We start from the raw sequence: 16,631 nt of genomic DNA on the forward strand, positions 1-16,631 counted from the left end.
CGAGTGTCACGCTTCCTTTGCCAGGATTAGTGTGCAGTTCATGCCGCCAAAGCCGAAGGAGTTGGAGAGCACGGTGTCGAATTCGTGGTGCCGGGCCTTGGTCACTACATCGAGCCCCTTCGTGACATCATCCGGTTCACTGAAATTCAGCGTGGGCGGAATAACCTGTTCCCGCAGGCTCATCGCAGACAGCACGGCTTCGATGGCGCCACTTGCCGCAAAACCATGACCGAGCGAGGACTTGGTGCTGGTCAACGGAATTGAGGCCGCGTCGGCACCGAACACCAAGTGCAGGGCCGCAGCTTCGCACTCGTCGTTGGCTTGCGTGCCCGTCCCGTGCGCGTTCACATGATGTATGTCTGACGGACTCAGACCGGCATCAGCGATCGCGGCACGCATACATTCCGCGTATGTCGCACCGTCCCGCTCGCTTGAGGTTATCCTTACCGCTTCAGCACTGCCCATGTAGCCGGCGACTCTCGCCAGCGCCTGTGCACCACGCGCTTCGGCATGTGAGCGTCGTTCCAGCACAAGGAATGCGGCGCCGTCCGCGATGACGAAACCGTTGCGCCCCTTGTCGAATGGCCTGCTTATCTCGGCGCTTGGTTTGTCACCGGTGGGAGCGAGCGCGCCGAGCGCGGCGAAAGCCGTGACGATACTGTAGGTAGTCAGTCGCTCGGCACCGCCGACCAGCGCCACATCCAATTCGCCTGAGCGAATATGCCGGTAGCCGCTGCCGATCGCCACACCGCCCGCAGCGCACGCCTCCGCATGAGTCACCAGCGGCCCACCAAGGCCAAAATACTCGGCCAGAGAGGCGGTCATTGTATCCGGAAGAAACTGCAGAAGATCATCCGGAAGATCCGATACGGCCTCGAGATGGTCCAGGTAGGCGTCGAGGTCGAACGTGCCGGCTTGCCGGTCATAGAGCCGAGACAGATCCGCGAGTGCGTCCGGCGCGAACGCGAGCTTGTTGCACGCGGCAAACACACCGACCCGGTCGCTGCCCGCAAGGTTGGGCAGGCCACTGCGCTTCCAAGCCTCTACTGCCGCATGCCATCCGAGCACGCCAGCCGCACCAACCCGAGCCGCCTGCTCCGGCAAGGCGCTCGCCAGCTTGCGCACGGTTTCCTCATCCACATGCCCAGAAGCCGACGCGGGCAACTCGGCATCGCGATGCCCTTGGTGTTGCCGGATGAAGGAGGCACCGTCATTCAACTGCCAAAATAGCTCCTCGGGATCGGTAACCGTACCCGCGACAAGTCCAATCCCTGTGATGACTATATCGTCGTCATCAGGTGACTGTTTCTGTAGCTCCATCTGTGAGGATGCTTTAGCTAAAGACGCTATGCGACAGCCGAGTTGGCCTGAGTAAGTGCTTCCCGCACATCGGCGACCAGAAGTTCATCGCCAGTGACCGGACCAGCCGAAGGGTTGAGGAGGCGATGCGCCATGGACGCCCAATGCGCGGTCGTTGTCGCCCCCGAAACCTCGTGCGGCCAAGCACCGGCCTGGAAGTCGTCAGCCGTGTAGCCGAACGCCGATTGATACAACGCATCTTCAGCCAGTTTGGTGATCCGACCTTCCGCGTCGTACACGCGGTCCTTACCTCCAAGCTCATCGGCGAGAGCGCTGAGAACATTGCTGCGCGGGAAGGTAACGCGGAACTTCGATTCCAGATTGCGCCGGAGTTCGACGATGTCGAGCGACTCTACGCCCTGGTCAGCCATCGGCGCCGTCGTGACTTCCTCGGTCTCGATGCCGAGCACCTCGGCCAATTCCTCACGCACAATGGTGTGAACCTGGTCGTAGCTAAGCAGATTGCTCATGGGTATCAGAGTGCCTTTCATCTATGCCGTCTGGTTCGCCCCAGCCGAGCCGGAAATGACTCTGGCGGTTGGCGATAGATTCGAACTTCGATCAGGTGACAACGTTGGCACTTGGCGATCACTCGCCGTGAACCTGATACCAGAAACGATAAGACTGGGAGATGGGCTTCGCAACTGCTAGACGAAATCTGTCATCTCTAGGTTGAGAGTCCAGGCACGATGGGACTGGCGCCAGTGATGCTGTAACCCACGATCACGGGGAAGGCACGCGGAAAGGCCCTCCGGGTACCCGACACCGCGCGGAAATCGTTGCACAGCAATCTGAACGCGTCGCGGTGCTGGCAGGTTTCCGAGGAATTGGCCGGTGTCACCTTCGCCTGAACCCCTTAATCGACCGGCAGTCCAATGACCACGGACTCCACCCGACATGTCTCACCGATGATCAGGTCGTAGAGCCTGTCGAGAAAGCCCTGATCGATACCGTGTTGCTCGCCATATCGGGCGGCACGTTCCTTGACGACGGTGATCCGCTTCGGCTGCACGACCGGCACGCCGGATTCGGCCTTGTACTCGCCGATCCGTACACAGCATTCGATTCGGCGGCGAAGAGCATCGAGGAACTGCTCGTCGATCTTGTCGAGCTCATCGCGCAACAGTTGGAGCCGAGCGGCCGAATCGATGCCCGGAGTGAGTTGTTCAGTCATTGCTTACCCCTTCGCTGATTCGCTGCTCGTTCACCCCGAGCGCCTCGAACATCACCTGACAATGCTCACGATGTCCGGCCAACGTCGACCCCGCATAGTCCGCGATCTCCGCGAACATCTGCGCGAAACTCTGTTCTCCTTGTGCAACAGAATCATTCAATTTCCGCACTCCGGCCGCCAATGCCTCGCGCGCGGCCGGCGCGTTCGGGTTCGCGTCCTGGATATCCCAGTAGACCTCGCTGGTGCCGCCGGCAATACGAGCCAACAACGCGAGCATCGCGTGAAATGGAGGCGGCGCGATGCTTGCCAACTGCGCAGGGTCAGTGCCAATCTCGCGTAAGGCGAGCCCGAACCCGAGGATGCTGGCATGTGTCAGTACCTGCATGGAGGCCGTCGCCTCGTCATGCTCGTCGGCGTCCATGACGACAACATCTGCCCCCCAGTTCTGCATCATCGTCACCAACGCCTGCGCTTTCGGCCCGTCACGCAGCATCACTGCCGCGATCGGGCGTCCCCGCACTCCCAGCGACGGCGCGAACATCGGGTTGAGACTCACCGCTTCGACATCGGCCTCGATAGAGGTCCAGGTTGCCGCCAGGTTGGTTTTCACCGACGCAGTGTCGGCAAGCAGAGCACCCGGTTTCAGCATCGGTACCAAGACCGGAATAGCAGCACACGCAACATCTTCGGGCAGTGCCAGTAGCACCACATCCGCATCGGCCAGTGCGGCCCGTAGCGGTGGACCCGCCTGCAACACGTCCCCTTCGATCACGTCATATGAGCCGCGATCCGGTGCACTGTGCGCTATGCCGGGCAGGTCCACCAACGTCGTCCGCAGACCTGCCGCTGTCAGCAGATCGATGAACATGGTCCCCACGGCACCGGCACCACCGACGACGATCACGTTCTCGAGGGAGTTCACGATTGCCGCTCACCCGTCTCGACACCCGCCAGTGCGGTGAGGATCGCGCGCGATTTCACCAGGGTTTCTTCGTACTCGCGCCGGGGGTCGGATAGCGCGACGATGGCGCCTCCCACCCCAAACGTGACCGCGCGGTCGGCAACAACCAGTGTCCGTATGACGATGCTGAGGTCGGCGGCGCCGCCAAGCGAAAACCAGCCGAGGGCACCGGAATACACACCTCGCGCTCCGTCTTCGAGTTTGTCGATCAACTCCATCGCACGCAGCTTGGGCGCGCCGGTCATGGACCCGCCGGGAAAGGCCGCCCGGACACAGTCGACGGCACTCACCTCGTTGCGCAGAGTCCCCCGAATGGTCGAAATCAATTGATGCACTGAGGAGTAGGACTCGACGTACATCATGTCCGGTACATGTACCGAGCCCACCTCACACACCGTGTTGAGGTCATTGCGCACCAGGTCGACGATCATGAGGTTCTCCGCACGATCCTTCTCGCTGTGCATCAGTTCCAACCTGAGATGCTCGTCTTCTGCCTCCGTGAGTCCCCTGGGCCGGGTTCCCTTGATCGGCTTGGACTCGACGATTCGATCGGGGCCTATCGTCAGGAATCGTTCGGGTGATCCGCTGAGCACCGCGACCCCCGGAAACTGCAACAACGCCCCATACGGCACCGGGCTGGCGTCCCGAAGTCGTAGATAGGTATCCAGCACGTCGATTTCCGCGGCGACTTCGACCTGGTTGGTCAAGCAGATCTGATAGGACTCCCCCTCACGTATCTGGTGAAGGGATTCCTTGATGCGCTGTAGATACGCACTCATATCGTGCCGGGGGCGTAAAAAACCTTGCCGCTCAAACACATCGGGTGCGGGCACCAACGTCGGCGGCTCCCCCGGTGCCGGGTCAGAATCGGTCAGAGACTCAACGCATTGCGCGATGGCATCCATCCACAACTCGGCGGACTGATCGTTATCGTCAGCGGCCAGGGCAAGCACATAACAGTTCTTGAGCTCGTGGTCGATAACCACTGCGCGGTCCACGAAAAGCATTGCCGCATCCACCGTCCGAGATGTATGCGCATTCGCTCCGAGCAGATCCGCCTTCAGCTCGTAACCGAGAAAGCCAACGTAGCCGAGATTGAAGTTGAATGGCAGATCATCGGGCTTTTCCGCGAATCGGGCGTTCAACTCTTGGTCGAGGTAGTCGAAAATGGATCCTGGGACCATTTCCTGCCGACCGTCCGATGTCATCACTCGAACTTTCTGTTCCAATACCCGGTAGGAAACAAACTCGGCCAGCGGGCCCTCACCGCTGCCCAGGATCGAATAACGCGACACACCTTCGATGGCCGCACTGCTGTCCAACCAGAAAGACATGGGCGATTTGGCAAAACATTTTTGATAGATGGCAACTACGTCGGGGAAATTCGCGAGAACTCGAGACTTCACCACTGCAGATCGCCGTATGGGCGGCTCGGGCCGACTAGGCCGCGTCGATTTCAGCGCCAGATCGCGGAAGTTGGTCATGAGCTCGGCACCACACTCGGTCCCGATGGACTCGGGGTGAAACTGCACCCCCCAGATGGGTGCGGTTCGATGGCGCACAGCCATCAGCAAGCCCTCATCGGTCCACGCGATCTCCTCGAGATCGGTGGGTGTGTCCTCCACGATCAGGGAGTGATACCGAATCACCGACATCGGCGAGGGAAGACCTTTGAACAGGTCAATACCTTTGTGTCGCACCTTCGATGAGCGTCCATGCATGGGCTCCGGAGCGTGACGGACCGCTCCACCGAACAGCTGCGCGATACCTTGATGACCGAGGCAGACCCCCAACGTGGGAAGCCCGCTTTCGGTGATTGCCCGAGCACTGATACCGAAGTCGCGCGGGCGGTCCGGCCGTCCGGGTCCCGGGGATATGACGATCGCGTCGTACTCGTCGAGCATCAATTGCGTCCACTGCACGTCATTGCGCACCACCGTGGGCGGCCGACCACAAACCTCGCCTATGAGTTGATACAGGTTGTAGGTGAACGAGTCATAGTTATCAATGAGCAGTGTTCTCATCGCGTAGACCTCACAGGTCGGCACGGCCGCACGTACTCCGACCATTGGACAACGACTTAACCCCGACCCCTGATGTGGGTACTCTTGTATGTCAATTTCATTGGCGCTATCGAACCGGTTGTTGCACGCTACCCCACGGCAATCCCGTGCGGCAGGCATTCGCACCACCCATGCCGCACTCAATATGTCTTTCGAATAGCTAGACCGAATCGACATAGGTCAGGCATGATGCACCATGCGGTGCACACCAAGCCATCACGAGCCTTCGCTCCCGCATTCGAACTTGACCTTGGCAGGAATTAACCATGTCATGTGCTGAGATGTCGGGAAAAGATAGGCGCGTCCTCATCGTCGGGTTGGGAATCAGCGGAATGGCCACGGCGATTCGTCTCAGCCAGATCGGGTGGACGCCCATCATTGTGGAACGTGCTCCGGCGCGCCGAACCGGCGGCAATTTCGTCATCGTCTTCGGTTCGGGTAGATCGGCCGCGGCACGGCTCGGCATTTCGCCGCATCTGCGTGACCGGCGCCCGACCGGGACTTCCTACGAATTCGATCGGGACGGCGGCCGGCGGGTCGGCATGAACTTCATCGACCTGCCGGGTGAGGCCTGGATGGTGCTGCGGGGCGATGTGGAAGCCGCGGCGTTTCAGACACTTCCCGAGGGCATGGAGATCCGCTACTCCACCATGCCCATGAAGATCGACCAGCACACCGATGGCGTCTCGGTAACGCTGTCCAACAGTGCTGATTCTGCCAACACCACCGTCTACACCGAGGAATTCGACCTCGTAGTGGGCGCGGACGGATTGCGCTCCACGGTGCGCAGGCTCGCATTCGGGCCGGACGAGAAGTACTTGCGGCGTCTCAACCACATTGTCGCGACATTCGAAATGCCCCGAAAGCTCAGCGATTTGGCGACCGAAGACGGTGCCTGGTTGGTGGAATCGGGGCGCTCCCTCATCATCTACCCGATGCGCGGCCGCATGCCCACCGCGCAGCTCTCGTACCGGACAGACGACGTCGACGCGGAGTTCACCGAACCCCCCGCGGTACGGCTGCGCAAGGTGTTCGGATCGACGCCCTACGGTCCGATCCTGGGTGAAGTGCTCGATGCCTTTGACGGCACCGATGAGTACCTCTTCGACTCTGTCGAGCAGGTCCATATGGACCGCTGGCACAACGATCGCGTGGTGCTGGTCGGTGACGCCGCCTGGTGCGAAACGATGTATTCGGGCCTCGGGGTGTCATCGGCGCTGGCTGGCCCCGACCTACTGGGCACCATGGTGCAGCGCTACGCCAACGACCTGAACACGGCACTTGCCGAATGGGAACGTTCGCTGCGGCCGTTCATCGACGCATATCAAAGCTACGGGCTCACACAGCGCTTCTTCTTCACACCCGAGAACCGCACGGAACTACTCCTGCGGCGTGTGGTGGCCTGGCTCGTCCACACACCGTTCACCCGGGCGCTACTCACGTCGTTGACCCGCGGAAGCAAGGTGGCTCGCCTCAAGGATCAGGACATCGCCGCGGGAATCTAGCCTCTGGTCATGCGGTTTTCGGCCGCGGACGCAGCGCCTGCACCAGATAGTCGGCGCCGGTGAGGACGGTGAGCACCACGGCCAGTCCCATCAGCACCACGGCACCGGTATGCCAGTACCCCGTCAACGGCAGCAGATAGCCGGCGATCGCCAACGACTGCACCATGGTCTTGAGCTTGCCACCCCGGTTCGCGGGGATCACGCCGCTGCGGAGCACCGACAGACGCAGCACGGTGATACCGATCTCACGCACCAGGATGACCGCGGTGACCCACCACGGCAGATCTCCGAGCACGCTCAGGCCCACCAGCGCCGCGCCGATGAGGGCCTTGTCGGCGATCGGGTCGGCCAGCTGGCCGAACGGGGTCACCAGGTCGTAGCGGCGAGCCAGCACGCCGTCGTATCGGTCAGTGGCGATGGCCAGCGCGAATACGCCGAAAGCGGCAATGCGCCAGGAAGATTGGTGCCCACCCTCGGTGAACAGGACGACGATGAACACCGGCACCAGCAGGATGCGCAGCACCGTCAGGACGTTGGCGATGTTCAGCACCGGCACCGGCGCAGCCGAGGCCGCGGAATCGGGCTGGGTTTCCGGTGGCATCGGCACGTCAAACACCCTATCTGTTCTGGAGCTGGCTACTGTTCACGCATGAGCGCTGAAGGCACATCCGGCATCTCAGGGAATCCGGGGCACACCGCCCCCGCGGTGACTGTTCGTCGTGCCCGTACCTCCGATGTCCCCGCCATCAAGGCACTCGTCGATGTCTACGCCGGGCGCATTCTGCTGGAGAAGAACCTGGTGACGCTGTACGAGGCGGTCCAGGAATTCTGGGTAGCCGATCTCGATGGGGAGATCGTCGGCTGTGGCGCCTTGCACGTGCTGTGGTCGGACCTCGGCGAGGTGCGCACCATCGCGGTGCATCCCCGTCTCAAGGGTTCCGGCGTCGGACACGCGCTGGTCAGCCGCCTACTGGAGGTGGCCAGAGAGCTGGAACTCAAGAGGGTTTTCGTGCTGACCTTCGAGGTCGACTTCTTCGCGAAGCACGGTTTCGGTGAAATCGACGGCACACCGGTGACGGCCGAGGTCTACGAGGAAATGTGCCGGTCCTACGACACCGGCGTGGCCGAGTTCCTCGACCTGAGCTACGTGAAGCCGAACACCTTGGGCAATACCCGGATGCTCGTACATCTCTAATCGCGGTCTGCTCAGCGCGGCGATCGTCCATGATCGAGGGCATGCCACGACTGCGCCAAGTTTCCCGAGCCGAAACCGACGATCGACTTGTCCATCGCATGTACGACCAGATCTTCGGCGACCGCGACCCGGTCACCGATCCGGGAACGACCACGGGCACGCCGGGTGACTGGTGGACGGTTTTCGCACTCGTACCCGATGCGCTGAAGCACTCTGTTCAGGGTTTCGCGTTCTACCGCAGCCCTGATCGCAAACTCGACCCGGTGCTGCGTGAACTCGCGCAGACCAGGGCAGGTTGGGCGCGGCGCAGCCAGTTCGTCTTCTCCCAGCACTGCAAGTCGTGCCGCATCGTCGGCATAACCGAGGACATGATCGCCGCGATCCCGTCGTGGAGCACCGCCGATTGCTTCAGCCCCATGCAGCGCGCGGTGCTGGCGTACACCGACTGCCTGGTGCTCGATGGCGGCCGCGTGCCCGACGGGGTGTTCGCCGCGCTCAAGGCCGGCCTCTCCGACGAGGAGATCCTCGAGCTGACCTACATCACGGCGATGTACGAAATGCATGCGGTGATGAGCACCGCGCTGCGTCTGGAGTGGGACAACCGCGACGAGCCGATCGTGGAGATCGCCGCACCCGAGGGATTCACATCCTTCGACGTGGGTGACGCCATCGCCTTGCGGCGCGACGAGAACGCCTAGAAGTCCTCGGGGACTCCGCCGTCGTCTTCGTCCTCATCGTCGGATCCCCCGCCGCCGCGGATGGACGCCATCACGCTGCCGAGATCCTCGGGCTTGACCATCACCTCGCGGGCCTTGGATCCCTCACTGGGGCCGACGATTCCGCGTGTCTCCATCAGGTCCATGAGGCGGCCCGCCTTGGCGAAACCGACCCGCAGCTTGCGCTGCAGCATGGAGGTCGAGCCGAACTGGCTCGACACCACGAGTTCGACGGCCTGAAGGAAGGCGTCCATATCGTCACCGATATCGGGATCGACGTCGTCCTTGCCGGGGCCCCCACCGACCTTGGCGTTGGTGACGCCCTCGGTGTAGTCGGGCTCGGCCTGTTCCTTGGCGGCGTTGACGACGGCCGAGATCTCTTCGTCGGTGATGAACGCACCCTGCATACGGATGGGCCGCCCTGCCCCCATAGGCAGGAACAATCCGTCGCCCATACCGATGAGCTTCTCGGCACCGGGCTGGTCCAGGATGACGCGACTGTCGGTCAGCGATGAGGTCGCAAAGGCAAGGCGCGACGGCACATTCGTCTTGATGAGGCCGGTGACGACATCCACCGACGGACGCTGGGTCGCCAGCACCAGGTGGATACCCGCGGCGCGGGCCTTCTGCGTGATGCGCACGATGGCGTCCTCGACATCGCGGGGCGCCGTCATCATCAGGTCGGCGAGCTCGTCGACGACCGCGAGAATGAACGGGTACGGCCGGTACTCACGCTGGCTGCCCAGCGGTGTGGTGATCTCGCCGGAACGCACCTTCGCGTTGAAGTCGTTGATGTGCCGAACGCGACTCGCCTGCATGTCCTGGTAGCGCTGTTCCATCTCCTCGACCAGCCAGGCCAGTGCCGCCGCCGCTTTCTTGGGCGAGGTGATGATCGGCGTGATCAGGTGCGGAATGCCTTCGTAGGGCGTCAGTTCCACCATCTTCGGGTCGATCAGGATCATCCTGACCTCCTCGGGGGTGGCCCGTGCCAGCAGCGAGACCAGCATCGAGTTGACGAAGCTCGACTTACCCGAACCAGTAGAGCCCGCGACCAGCAGGTGCGGCATCTTGGCCAAGTTCGCGGAGATGAAGTCGCCTTCGATGTCCTTGCCGAGCCCGATCACCAGCGGATGATGATCACGGCGTGTTTCCGGCGCGGTCAGCACATCGGCCAGACGCACCATCTCCCGATCGGTATTGGGCACCTCGATACCGACCGCCGACTTGCCCGGGATCGGGGCGAGTAGCCGCACGCTGTCGGTGGCCACCGCATAGGCGATATTGCGTTGCAGCGCGGTGATCTTCTCCACCTTGACACCGGGACCCAGTTCGACCTCGTAGCGGGTGACGGTGGGTCCCCGGTTGAATCCGGTGACCGCGGCATCGACCTTGAACTGCTCGAGCACCCCGGTGATCGCGGCGATCATGTCGTCATTGGCCGCGCTGCTCTCCTTCGGTGGATCTCCCGCGATGAGCAGGTCCAGCGACGGCAGGGTGTACGGACCTTCGATTACCCGATCAACAACGGGCATCTGCTGTTTCGGCTTGGGCTTCTTGGTCGGCTTGACCACCGGCGCGGGTTTGGGCGCGGGCGGGGCAGGTGGCTCGGGCGCCGCGGCGGCCTCGTCCTCAAGCGGGTAGTTGTCCATCGGGGTCGCACCGCGCGTGAATTCGCGCGTCGCCTCGTAGTCGGCCTCGGGCTCGACGCCCTCATGGTCCTCGTAGTCCTCGTCGTCCCATTCCTCGTCCCATTCGTCATAGTCCCTGGGCGAGAACATGTTCCGAAGGGTCTCGGGGATGTCGCGAATCGTGGTGCCCGTCAACAGCAGCACCCCGAACACGATCGCCATCACGAGCAGTGGCGCGGCGATCCATGGGGTGAGGCCCTGCGCAAGCGGTCCACCAATGACGAATCCGACGAATCCACCCGCGTCCGAGCGCCCCTCGGCAGAATCCGGGGAGCCCGCAAACAGGTGCCACAGGCCCAGGATCGGCAGCGCGACCATGGCGAAGCCCAGCAGCAGGCGCGGACGCTCCTCCGGGTTCGGCTCGGTACGCATCAGGAACACCGCGATGACCAGCGCGATGATCGGAACCAGCGCGACGCCGGAACCGACGACCACACGGAAGGCGTTGTCGATCCAGCCGCCGACCGGCTTGGCGGCATGGAACCATGAACTCGCGCCCACCACGAACGCCACGCCCAGCAACGCCAGGGCGATACCGTCGCGCCGATGGCCATGCTCGATGTCGTGGGCACGGCCCACCGATCGGAACAACGACCCGACGCCATGGGCGCACGCATGCCACCCCGCACGCGCCCCGCGCCCTAGCGCCACCAGCGGTGACGTCCAGTGCTGGTTACGACGCTGCGGACGGCGGCGCGGAGCCGGACGACGGGTCGGCGCGGTGTTGCGCGGCCGAGGGCCCGACTTGGTGCTCCGGCCGCGTGAACGGCTGACAGTCTTACTCGCCATATGCGACAGCCTAGTCGCAACAGTCACATCTGCACCATCTGCAACACCGACAAAACCGCTAGTAAGCAAATGTTTTGTCACCTACGCGAGGCCGCTCCGAGACAGTCTCGTGACCTGAGAATCGCGGCTAGCGCTCCGGGCGCGGCTTGGTCTCGCCCAGCCAGGACTGATTCGCCGCGATATAGAACTGGTCGCCATTGAAACTGCTGGCCGAATGACCGCGGAAGCAGTACACACCCTCGTCCTTGGTGACAGCACATTTGACGGCGCGGTAGTTGAAGTAGTTACCGGGCGTGAGCACCGGCGGACGTGTCGCGGGAGTAAACAGCCGCTCGCCGGTCGCGTCGAAATGCGCGCGCCAATCCCCCGGAAACCACGCCACCTGATTGGTGCCCGCCGGCGCGCCAGGGAACGAACCGTTGCAGCCGAAACTCCCGTCGATCCAGATCGCACAGGTCAACCCGCGCGGCGTCGAGAACCAGGCGCCGTCGGTGTCATCACGCAGGAACTGCTCGAAGTCGGCCTGCCTGAACTTGGTGGTGTTGTTGACGTCCGGATAAGGGTTGGGGTCCCCCGAGATATCCGGGTCCGCCAGCGCGGATGCCAGCGATCCCGCGGTAAGTCCCAGCGTCAGCGCGATGATGCCCGCCCACCGAGTCAGCAGCCGCATTCAAACCCCTCCCGATATTCGTGGTTACCGAGTCAGCAAAATAGCGAGGCCGATTCTATTGGCGCCGTGGCCTCCGCGCGGGAAAATCAGCCAGACACTTGACAATGACTGTTGCCAACATGCCTAGACGCTCGCTAGCCTTGCCCCATGAGTGGCAATGGCGCCCTATCGACTGTCCGCACGCATCCCAACGACTACTACTGGCGAGCGGGCATGGATCTACGCCCCGCACCGCCCCGGTTGCGATTCGATGCGATGTGGACTCAATCCCGCCGAGACATCCTGCAGCCGTGGATGGACTTCCACGAGATCCCCCGGGAGACGCCGCGCACCCGGCTGCTTGCCGATCATCTGTGGCAGGGCGATGAGCTGATGGACGCTGTCGTGGACCGCATCCGCACGATGCCCGCCCGTCAGGGCCGCGCGATGCTCAACGAGGCCCTCGACCATGGCATCGAATCAATCGAGAACCCGCCTGCGGAATTTGTCGCATTGTTCGAGCAGCTCGACAACCCGCCCGGCTGGTACGACCCCGAACTCTGGGAGCGCGGGCGCCAACTGTGGAACAACTCCTCATTGGCCGCCAAGTTCGGCATGGGCTTCGGAGACACCTTCGGCACCTTCGTGGGCGACGAGGTTGCCTACGCCACCGGCGCGACAGGAAGATTCGTCAACGACACACTGCGCCGCAATCTGGAAACCACCGCGTGGTTCCGGAAGATGACCTATCGCGGTGCCCTGGAACGTTTCTCACAGCCGTTCAAGGACACTGTCCGGGTTCGTCTGATGCATGCGCAAGTACGCGCCGGACTTCGACGGTCCTGGGGCGACGAACAATTCGCCCACCACGGGAACCCGATCTCCAATTCGATGATGATGGGCGCCGCGATGACCTTCGGGCTCATTCCACCGCTGATCGATCACCAGCACGGGCGTACCCGCACCGACGCGGATCTCCAAGCAGCCGTGATGTATTGGGCGTACATCGCATACGTCTTCGGCGTGGCTGAAGAGCTCATACCGAAATCGGTGTCCGAGGGCATGGAGACGATGGACTATATGGTCGCCTACGCCGGCGGCCCTTCGGAATGGACCGATGTCATGATGGGCGCGGCATTCGGCTTCGTGGACAAGGGTTTTGCCGGTTTACTTGGGCGCGCGATTTTCACCCCGGTGCTCGGCGTCGCCGCGTACTACGGCGGCGAAGACCTGGTGCGGGCGCTCGTGCGCGCCACTCCCCTGCGTGACGCCCGGCTGCAGCCGTGGACGGCGCTCACCGGAATGGCCGTGCACGCCAACGTTCAGCTGCGCCGGCTTACCGACAAGCTGCCGGGCGCGCAGCGCCGGGCGCAACAACGCAATGGCGAGCTGTTGTGGTGGTCGGCGACGGTGATCAACCAGGCGCTGGCCAAGCTGGGCGGGATGCGCGACACGTCATACACCCACCACGACGCGACGGCGGCGACACCAGCGGGATGCCCGGTGCCGCACGCCCCGCGTGTCAGTGCCTAGTTCTGAGCTCCCAGCCAGGTCTTACCGGACGACACCATGAACTGGTTCGAGTAGCTCGCGTAGTTGCCGCCACCAGTGCAGTACACGTTGTTGTCCGGTGTCGTGGCGCAACGGGTGCTGCCGAGTTCGATGTAGTTGTTGGCCGGCAGCACGCGTTGTGCCTGCCCCGACGAGAACCGCGGCTGCGCGGTGTTGTCGAAGTGCGCCGCCGAATCTCCCCTGAACCAGCCGATCTGGTTGGTACCGCCGGGAGCGCCCGGAATGACACCGGTACACCCGAAGCTGCTGTCCTCCCAGATCCCACAGTCCAGCCCGAATGGAGTGGAAAACCACAGACCAGGCTTGTCGGCGATGCGGAACCCCTCGAAGTCGAGCTTGGCATATTTGCTGGTGTCCGGGTACGGATTCTTCGGCGTGTCTGCCGCAGCGGGCAAAGCCACCCCCACCGACATCGCCAAACCGGCCACCGCACCAAACATCGCAAACAATTTACGCGACATGACTTGCCTCTCCCCAGTTTCCCAATGACGTCGCATGACGTCCGTCATACACGGTCTTACCTCGAAAATAATACACACATTGGTTCGCCGCAGCCTCTCCGCAGGGGCCCACAGCTATCTTTTAGGAATTCCGGTCCATGACTCCGTAGGTTACTCTATGGTGATGTCATGACCGAGAAGGTCTCCCGCGATGATTTCTTCACTGCCGCCTTCGAGCTACTGGCTGTCGGCGGCAAGTCCGCGCTGACCACGACGGCCGTCTGCCGTCGGATCGGCGTGACAACCGGCTCGCTCTATCACCATTTCGGCAGCGGAGCCCAGTTCTACAAGGCCGTCATCGACTATTGGGAGAACGATGTGACCACCGCGCAACGCCAGCGCGTCGACGCGGTGGCAGACCCGCAGGAGCGGCTCGCGGCGCTGGAACAGGCTGCGCGCGAAGCTAATCACGACGTAGAGAAGGCGATCCGCGCCTGGGCTGCGGCCGACCGTTACGTCGCCGCAGCGCAACACCGTGTCGACCAGGTGCGGCAGAAGCACCTGACGAAGCACTACATCGACGCCGGGTTCGACTCGGCCCGGGCCGACACTCTGGCAGGCATCGGTTTCAGCATCCTGGTCGGTGCCCAGCAGATCGGCACCCGCGTGGACCACAAACGGCTCAACGCAGCGCTCGACGAGTACTCCGTCTGGATCAACTCGGCGGTCCGGTCGGAGGTGACCACTTCCCGCTGACCTTGGTGTACCGCGACATCAATGCCAGGGCCTGATCGGGAACGAGCTGGCGCGAAAACGCCTCACGCGTCCCAGGCCGCGCCGCGAACAAGATTCCCACGGCATTGTCGTTCACCACCACGTTCTTGATCTCGGCATAGTCGCGCAGGATCATCAGCCGTGTTGTCAGAAAAGATTGCCCGAGTAGGGCATTCGTCGTCGGACGCAATGTCCACAAGGTGAAGTCCGACGCCCCGAACTCGGCGCGCTGCACCGTCCCGGCTGGTATCGCCCGCATGGAAAGACGCATGCGGGAGCGAATTCTCGACGCGACCAGGGCCGCCGCGGCTACGACGACAACCAGGATGACAACCCCCGCGGGAACCGCGACGAACACGAAGAAGAACGCCACGTACAAGACCGCCAGGGCCAGCAGAATCCAGACACCTCGTGACCGCGCGACCGTCCGGAGCGCACCCTTGGTCAGTTTTGCGCGGACGTCCTCGGTAAGAACAACCTCCGTCCGGATCGGCAATCCACCGGTCAGCCCCTGATCGATCATGTCCCTCCCTTGATGTCCCGCACAGCCTATCGACGCGGCTCCGTTTCGGTACGGTGGAAATCGATCCACTCCCAACGACGAGAGGTGTTCCATGCCCACTGTGGTCGCGTTCCTGTATCCCCAGCCCGACAAGCGTGACGAGGTCCGTGCAGCGCTCCTGGAAACGATCCCCCAGGTTCACGACGAGCCCGGCTGCAGCCTCTACAGCCTGCACGAGGCACAGGATCGATTCGTCTTCGTGGAGTCCTGGGCCAGCGGCGAGGCACTCGCCGAGCACGCCAAGGCACCCGCCGTCACCGCCATGTTCGGCAAGGTGGGCCCGCTGCTGAGCCAGCCGCCGGAAATTGTTGTCGCTGAACCAATCCCGGCAGGCGATCCGTCCAAGGGCGACTTGGTGCACTGAGATGGGAAAGCTGGACGGCAAGGTCGCCTTCATCACCGGCGCCGCGCGTGGTCAGGGCCGCGCCCATGCGATCAAACTGGCCTCCGAGGGAGCCAGCATCATCGCTGTCGACATCTGTGCGCAGATCCCGTCGGTGGAGTACCCGATGGCCAATACCGAGGATCTGAATCTCACGGTCAAAGAGGTCGACGCGTTAGGGCGTGCCATCTCGGCACACGAAACCGACGTCCGGGACCGTGACGCGTTGCAGGCGGCGTTCGATGCCGGAGTCGAGGCCCTCGGGCCCGTCGACATCGTGGTCGCGAACGCCGGAATAGCCACCCTCACTCCCGAATGCGGTCAGGACGGCTGGCGAGATGTGCTCGATGTCAACTTGACCGGGGTGTATCACACTATCGAGGTGGCGCGGCCATCCATGGTGGATCGCGGAGCCGGCGGTTCCATCGTGCTCACCAGCTCGGTGGCAGGGCTGACGGGCATGGTCATGGACAACCCGGGAGGGCTCGCCTACACCGCGGCCAAGCACGGACTGGTAGGCCTGATGCGCAGCTACGCCAATATGCTTGCGCCACACAATATTCGGGTCAACACCATCCACCCGTCGGGTGTAGCTACGCCGATGCTGATCAATCCGGTCACGGAGAAGCTGTTCGCCGAAGGAGGGCCGGATGGCATGTCCGACACAGGAAATGCCTTGCCCGTGACTTTGATGGAGCCCGAGGACATGGCCAACGCCGTGGCCTGGCTGGTCTCCGAGGACGCACGGTATGTCACCGGCGTCGCGCTTCCCGTCGACGCCGGATTCACCAACCGGCGATAG

At 62.9% G+C, this 16,631-nt stretch carries 17 protein-coding genes; 7 read left to right on the top strand and 10 right to left on the bottom strand.

Translation table 11 applies throughout. The features are described 5' to 3' along the window. Positions 1-6 precede the first annotated feature (6 nt). The 5 genes from BKG76_RS23335 to pabB form a co-directional block, all read right to left on the bottom strand. Positions 7-1,320, bottom strand: a complete 1,314-nt coding sequence (locus tag BKG76_RS23335; protein WP_070940134.1) for a beta-ketoacyl-[acyl-carrier-protein] synthase family protein — start codon at positions 1,318-1,320, stop codon at positions 7-9. Positions 1,321-1,346: 26 nt separating this feature from the next. Further along, positions 1,347-1,850, bottom strand: a complete 504-nt coding sequence (locus BKG76_RS23340; protein WP_070940135.1) for a phosphopantetheine-binding protein — start codon at positions 1,848-1,850, stop codon at positions 1,347-1,349. A 365-nt stretch (positions 1,851-2,215) separates the two neighbouring features. Further along, positions 2,216-2,533: a chorismate mutase family protein gene (locus tag BKG76_RS23345; protein ID WP_070940136.1), complete on the bottom strand. Its 318-nt coding sequence runs from the start codon at positions 2,531-2,533 to the stop codon at positions 2,216-2,218. Next, positions 2,526-3,455: a prephenate dehydrogenase/arogenate dehydrogenase family protein gene (locus BKG76_RS23350; RefSeq protein ID WP_083338212.1), complete on the bottom strand. Its 930-nt coding sequence runs from the start codon at positions 3,453-3,455 to the stop codon at positions 2,526-2,528. Before BKG76_RS23350 ends, BKG76_RS23345 begins: the two co-directional genes overlap by 8 nt. Further along, complete coding sequence (gene pabB / locus BKG76_RS23355) at positions 3,452-5,518, bottom strand: aminodeoxychorismate synthase component I (protein WP_070940256.1); 2,067 nt, start codon at positions 5,516-5,518, stop codon at positions 3,452-3,454. The genes BKG76_RS23350 and pabB overlap by 4 nt, the downstream gene beginning before the upstream one ends. 305 nt (positions 5,519-5,823) lie before the next feature. Between pabB and BKG76_RS23360 the strand changes: the two genes are divergently transcribed. Then, positions 5,824-7,062, top strand: a complete 1,239-nt coding sequence (locus tag BKG76_RS23360; protein WP_083338213.1) for an FAD-dependent monooxygenase — start codon at positions 5,824-5,826, stop codon at positions 7,060-7,062. Between the two features lie 7 nt (positions 7,063-7,069). Here the strand turns inward: BKG76_RS23360 and pgsA are convergent, their stop codons facing one another. Continuing rightward, positions 7,070-7,669, bottom strand: a complete 600-nt coding sequence (gene pgsA, locus BKG76_RS23365) for a CDP-diacylglycerol--glycerol-3-phosphate 3-phosphatidyltransferase (protein WP_109420990.1) — start codon at positions 7,667-7,669, stop codon at positions 7,070-7,072. A 42-nt stretch (positions 7,670-7,711) separates the two neighbouring features. Here pgsA and BKG76_RS23370 point away from each other — a divergent pair, with 42 nt between their 5' ends. Further along, positions 7,712-8,257, top strand: a complete 546-nt coding sequence (locus tag BKG76_RS23370; RefSeq protein WP_109420991.1) for an amino-acid N-acetyltransferase — start codon at positions 7,712-7,714, stop codon at positions 8,255-8,257. Positions 8,258-8,298: 41 nt separating this feature from the next. Beyond that, complete coding sequence (locus BKG76_RS23375; RefSeq protein ID WP_070940258.1) at positions 8,299-8,955, top strand: carboxymuconolactone decarboxylase family protein; 657 nt, start codon at positions 8,299-8,301, stop codon at positions 8,953-8,955. Here the strand turns inward: BKG76_RS23375 and BKG76_RS23380 are convergent. Both BKG76_RS23380 and BKG76_RS23385 read right to left on the bottom strand, forming a co-directional pair. Continuing rightward, the gene (locus BKG76_RS23380; RefSeq protein ID WP_070940139.1) at positions 8,952-11,450 is read right to left on the bottom strand and encodes an FtsK/SpoIIIE family DNA translocase; all 2,499 of its coding nucleotides are present in this window, start codon (positions 11,448-11,450) and stop codon (positions 8,952-8,954) included. The two genes, BKG76_RS23375 and BKG76_RS23380, sit on opposite strands and share 4 nt — an antisense overlap. A 127-nt stretch (positions 11,451-11,577) precedes the next feature. Continuing rightward, on the bottom strand, positions 11,578-12,120 hold the full coding sequence (locus BKG76_RS23385; RefSeq protein WP_070940140.1) for a hypothetical protein: 543 nt from the start codon (positions 12,118-12,120) through the stop codon (positions 11,578-11,580). A gap of 147 nt (positions 12,121-12,267) precedes the next feature. Between BKG76_RS23385 and BKG76_RS23390 the strand changes: the two genes are divergently transcribed. Beyond that, on the top strand, positions 12,268-13,632 hold the full coding sequence (locus BKG76_RS23390) for an oxygenase MpaB family protein (RefSeq protein WP_070940141.1): 1,365 nt from the start codon (positions 12,268-12,270) through the stop codon (positions 13,630-13,632). On the opposite strand, the gene BKG76_RS23395 is transcribed toward BKG76_RS23390, so the two are convergent. After that, positions 13,629-14,132: a hypothetical protein gene (locus BKG76_RS23395; protein ID WP_070940142.1), complete on the bottom strand. Its 504-nt coding sequence runs from the start codon at positions 14,130-14,132 to the stop codon at positions 13,629-13,631. The two genes, BKG76_RS23390 and BKG76_RS23395, sit on opposite strands and share 4 nt — an antisense overlap. Before the next feature lie 168 nt (positions 14,133-14,300). Here BKG76_RS23395 and BKG76_RS23400 point away from each other — a divergent pair, with 168 nt between their 5' ends. Continuing rightward, positions 14,301-14,867 carry a TetR/AcrR family transcriptional regulator gene (locus BKG76_RS23400; protein WP_070940143.1) on the top strand — a complete coding sequence of 189 codons (567 nt, stop codon included), beginning with the start codon at positions 14,301-14,303 and terminating at the stop codon, positions 14,865-14,867. Here the strand turns inward: BKG76_RS23400 and BKG76_RS23405 are convergent. Beyond that, positions 14,827-15,408: a hypothetical protein gene (locus BKG76_RS23405; protein WP_070940144.1), complete on the bottom strand. Its 582-nt coding sequence runs from the start codon at positions 15,406-15,408 to the stop codon at positions 14,827-14,829. The genes BKG76_RS23400 and BKG76_RS23405 overlap by 41 nt on opposite strands. A 91-nt stretch (positions 15,409-15,499) precedes the next feature. Here BKG76_RS23405 and BKG76_RS23410 point away from each other — a divergent pair, with 91 nt between their 5' ends. Together BKG76_RS23410 and BKG76_RS23415 are read left to right on the top strand one after the other, a co-directional pair. Continuing rightward, the gene (locus BKG76_RS23410) at positions 15,500-15,811 is read left to right on the top strand and encodes a putative quinol monooxygenase (protein ID WP_070940145.1); all 312 of its coding nucleotides are present in this window, start codon (positions 15,500-15,502) and stop codon (positions 15,809-15,811) included. A 1-nt stretch (position 15,812) separates the two neighbouring features. Further along, positions 15,813-16,631: a mycofactocin-coupled SDR family oxidoreductase gene (locus BKG76_RS23415; RefSeq protein ID WP_070940146.1), complete on the top strand. Its 819-nt coding sequence runs from the start codon at positions 15,813-15,815 to the stop codon at positions 16,629-16,631.

This window comes from Mycobacteroides franklinii (assembly GCF_001853795.1).
Lineage (GTDB): Bacteria > Actinomycetota > Actinomycetes > Mycobacteriales > Mycobacteriaceae > Mycobacterium > Mycobacterium franklinii.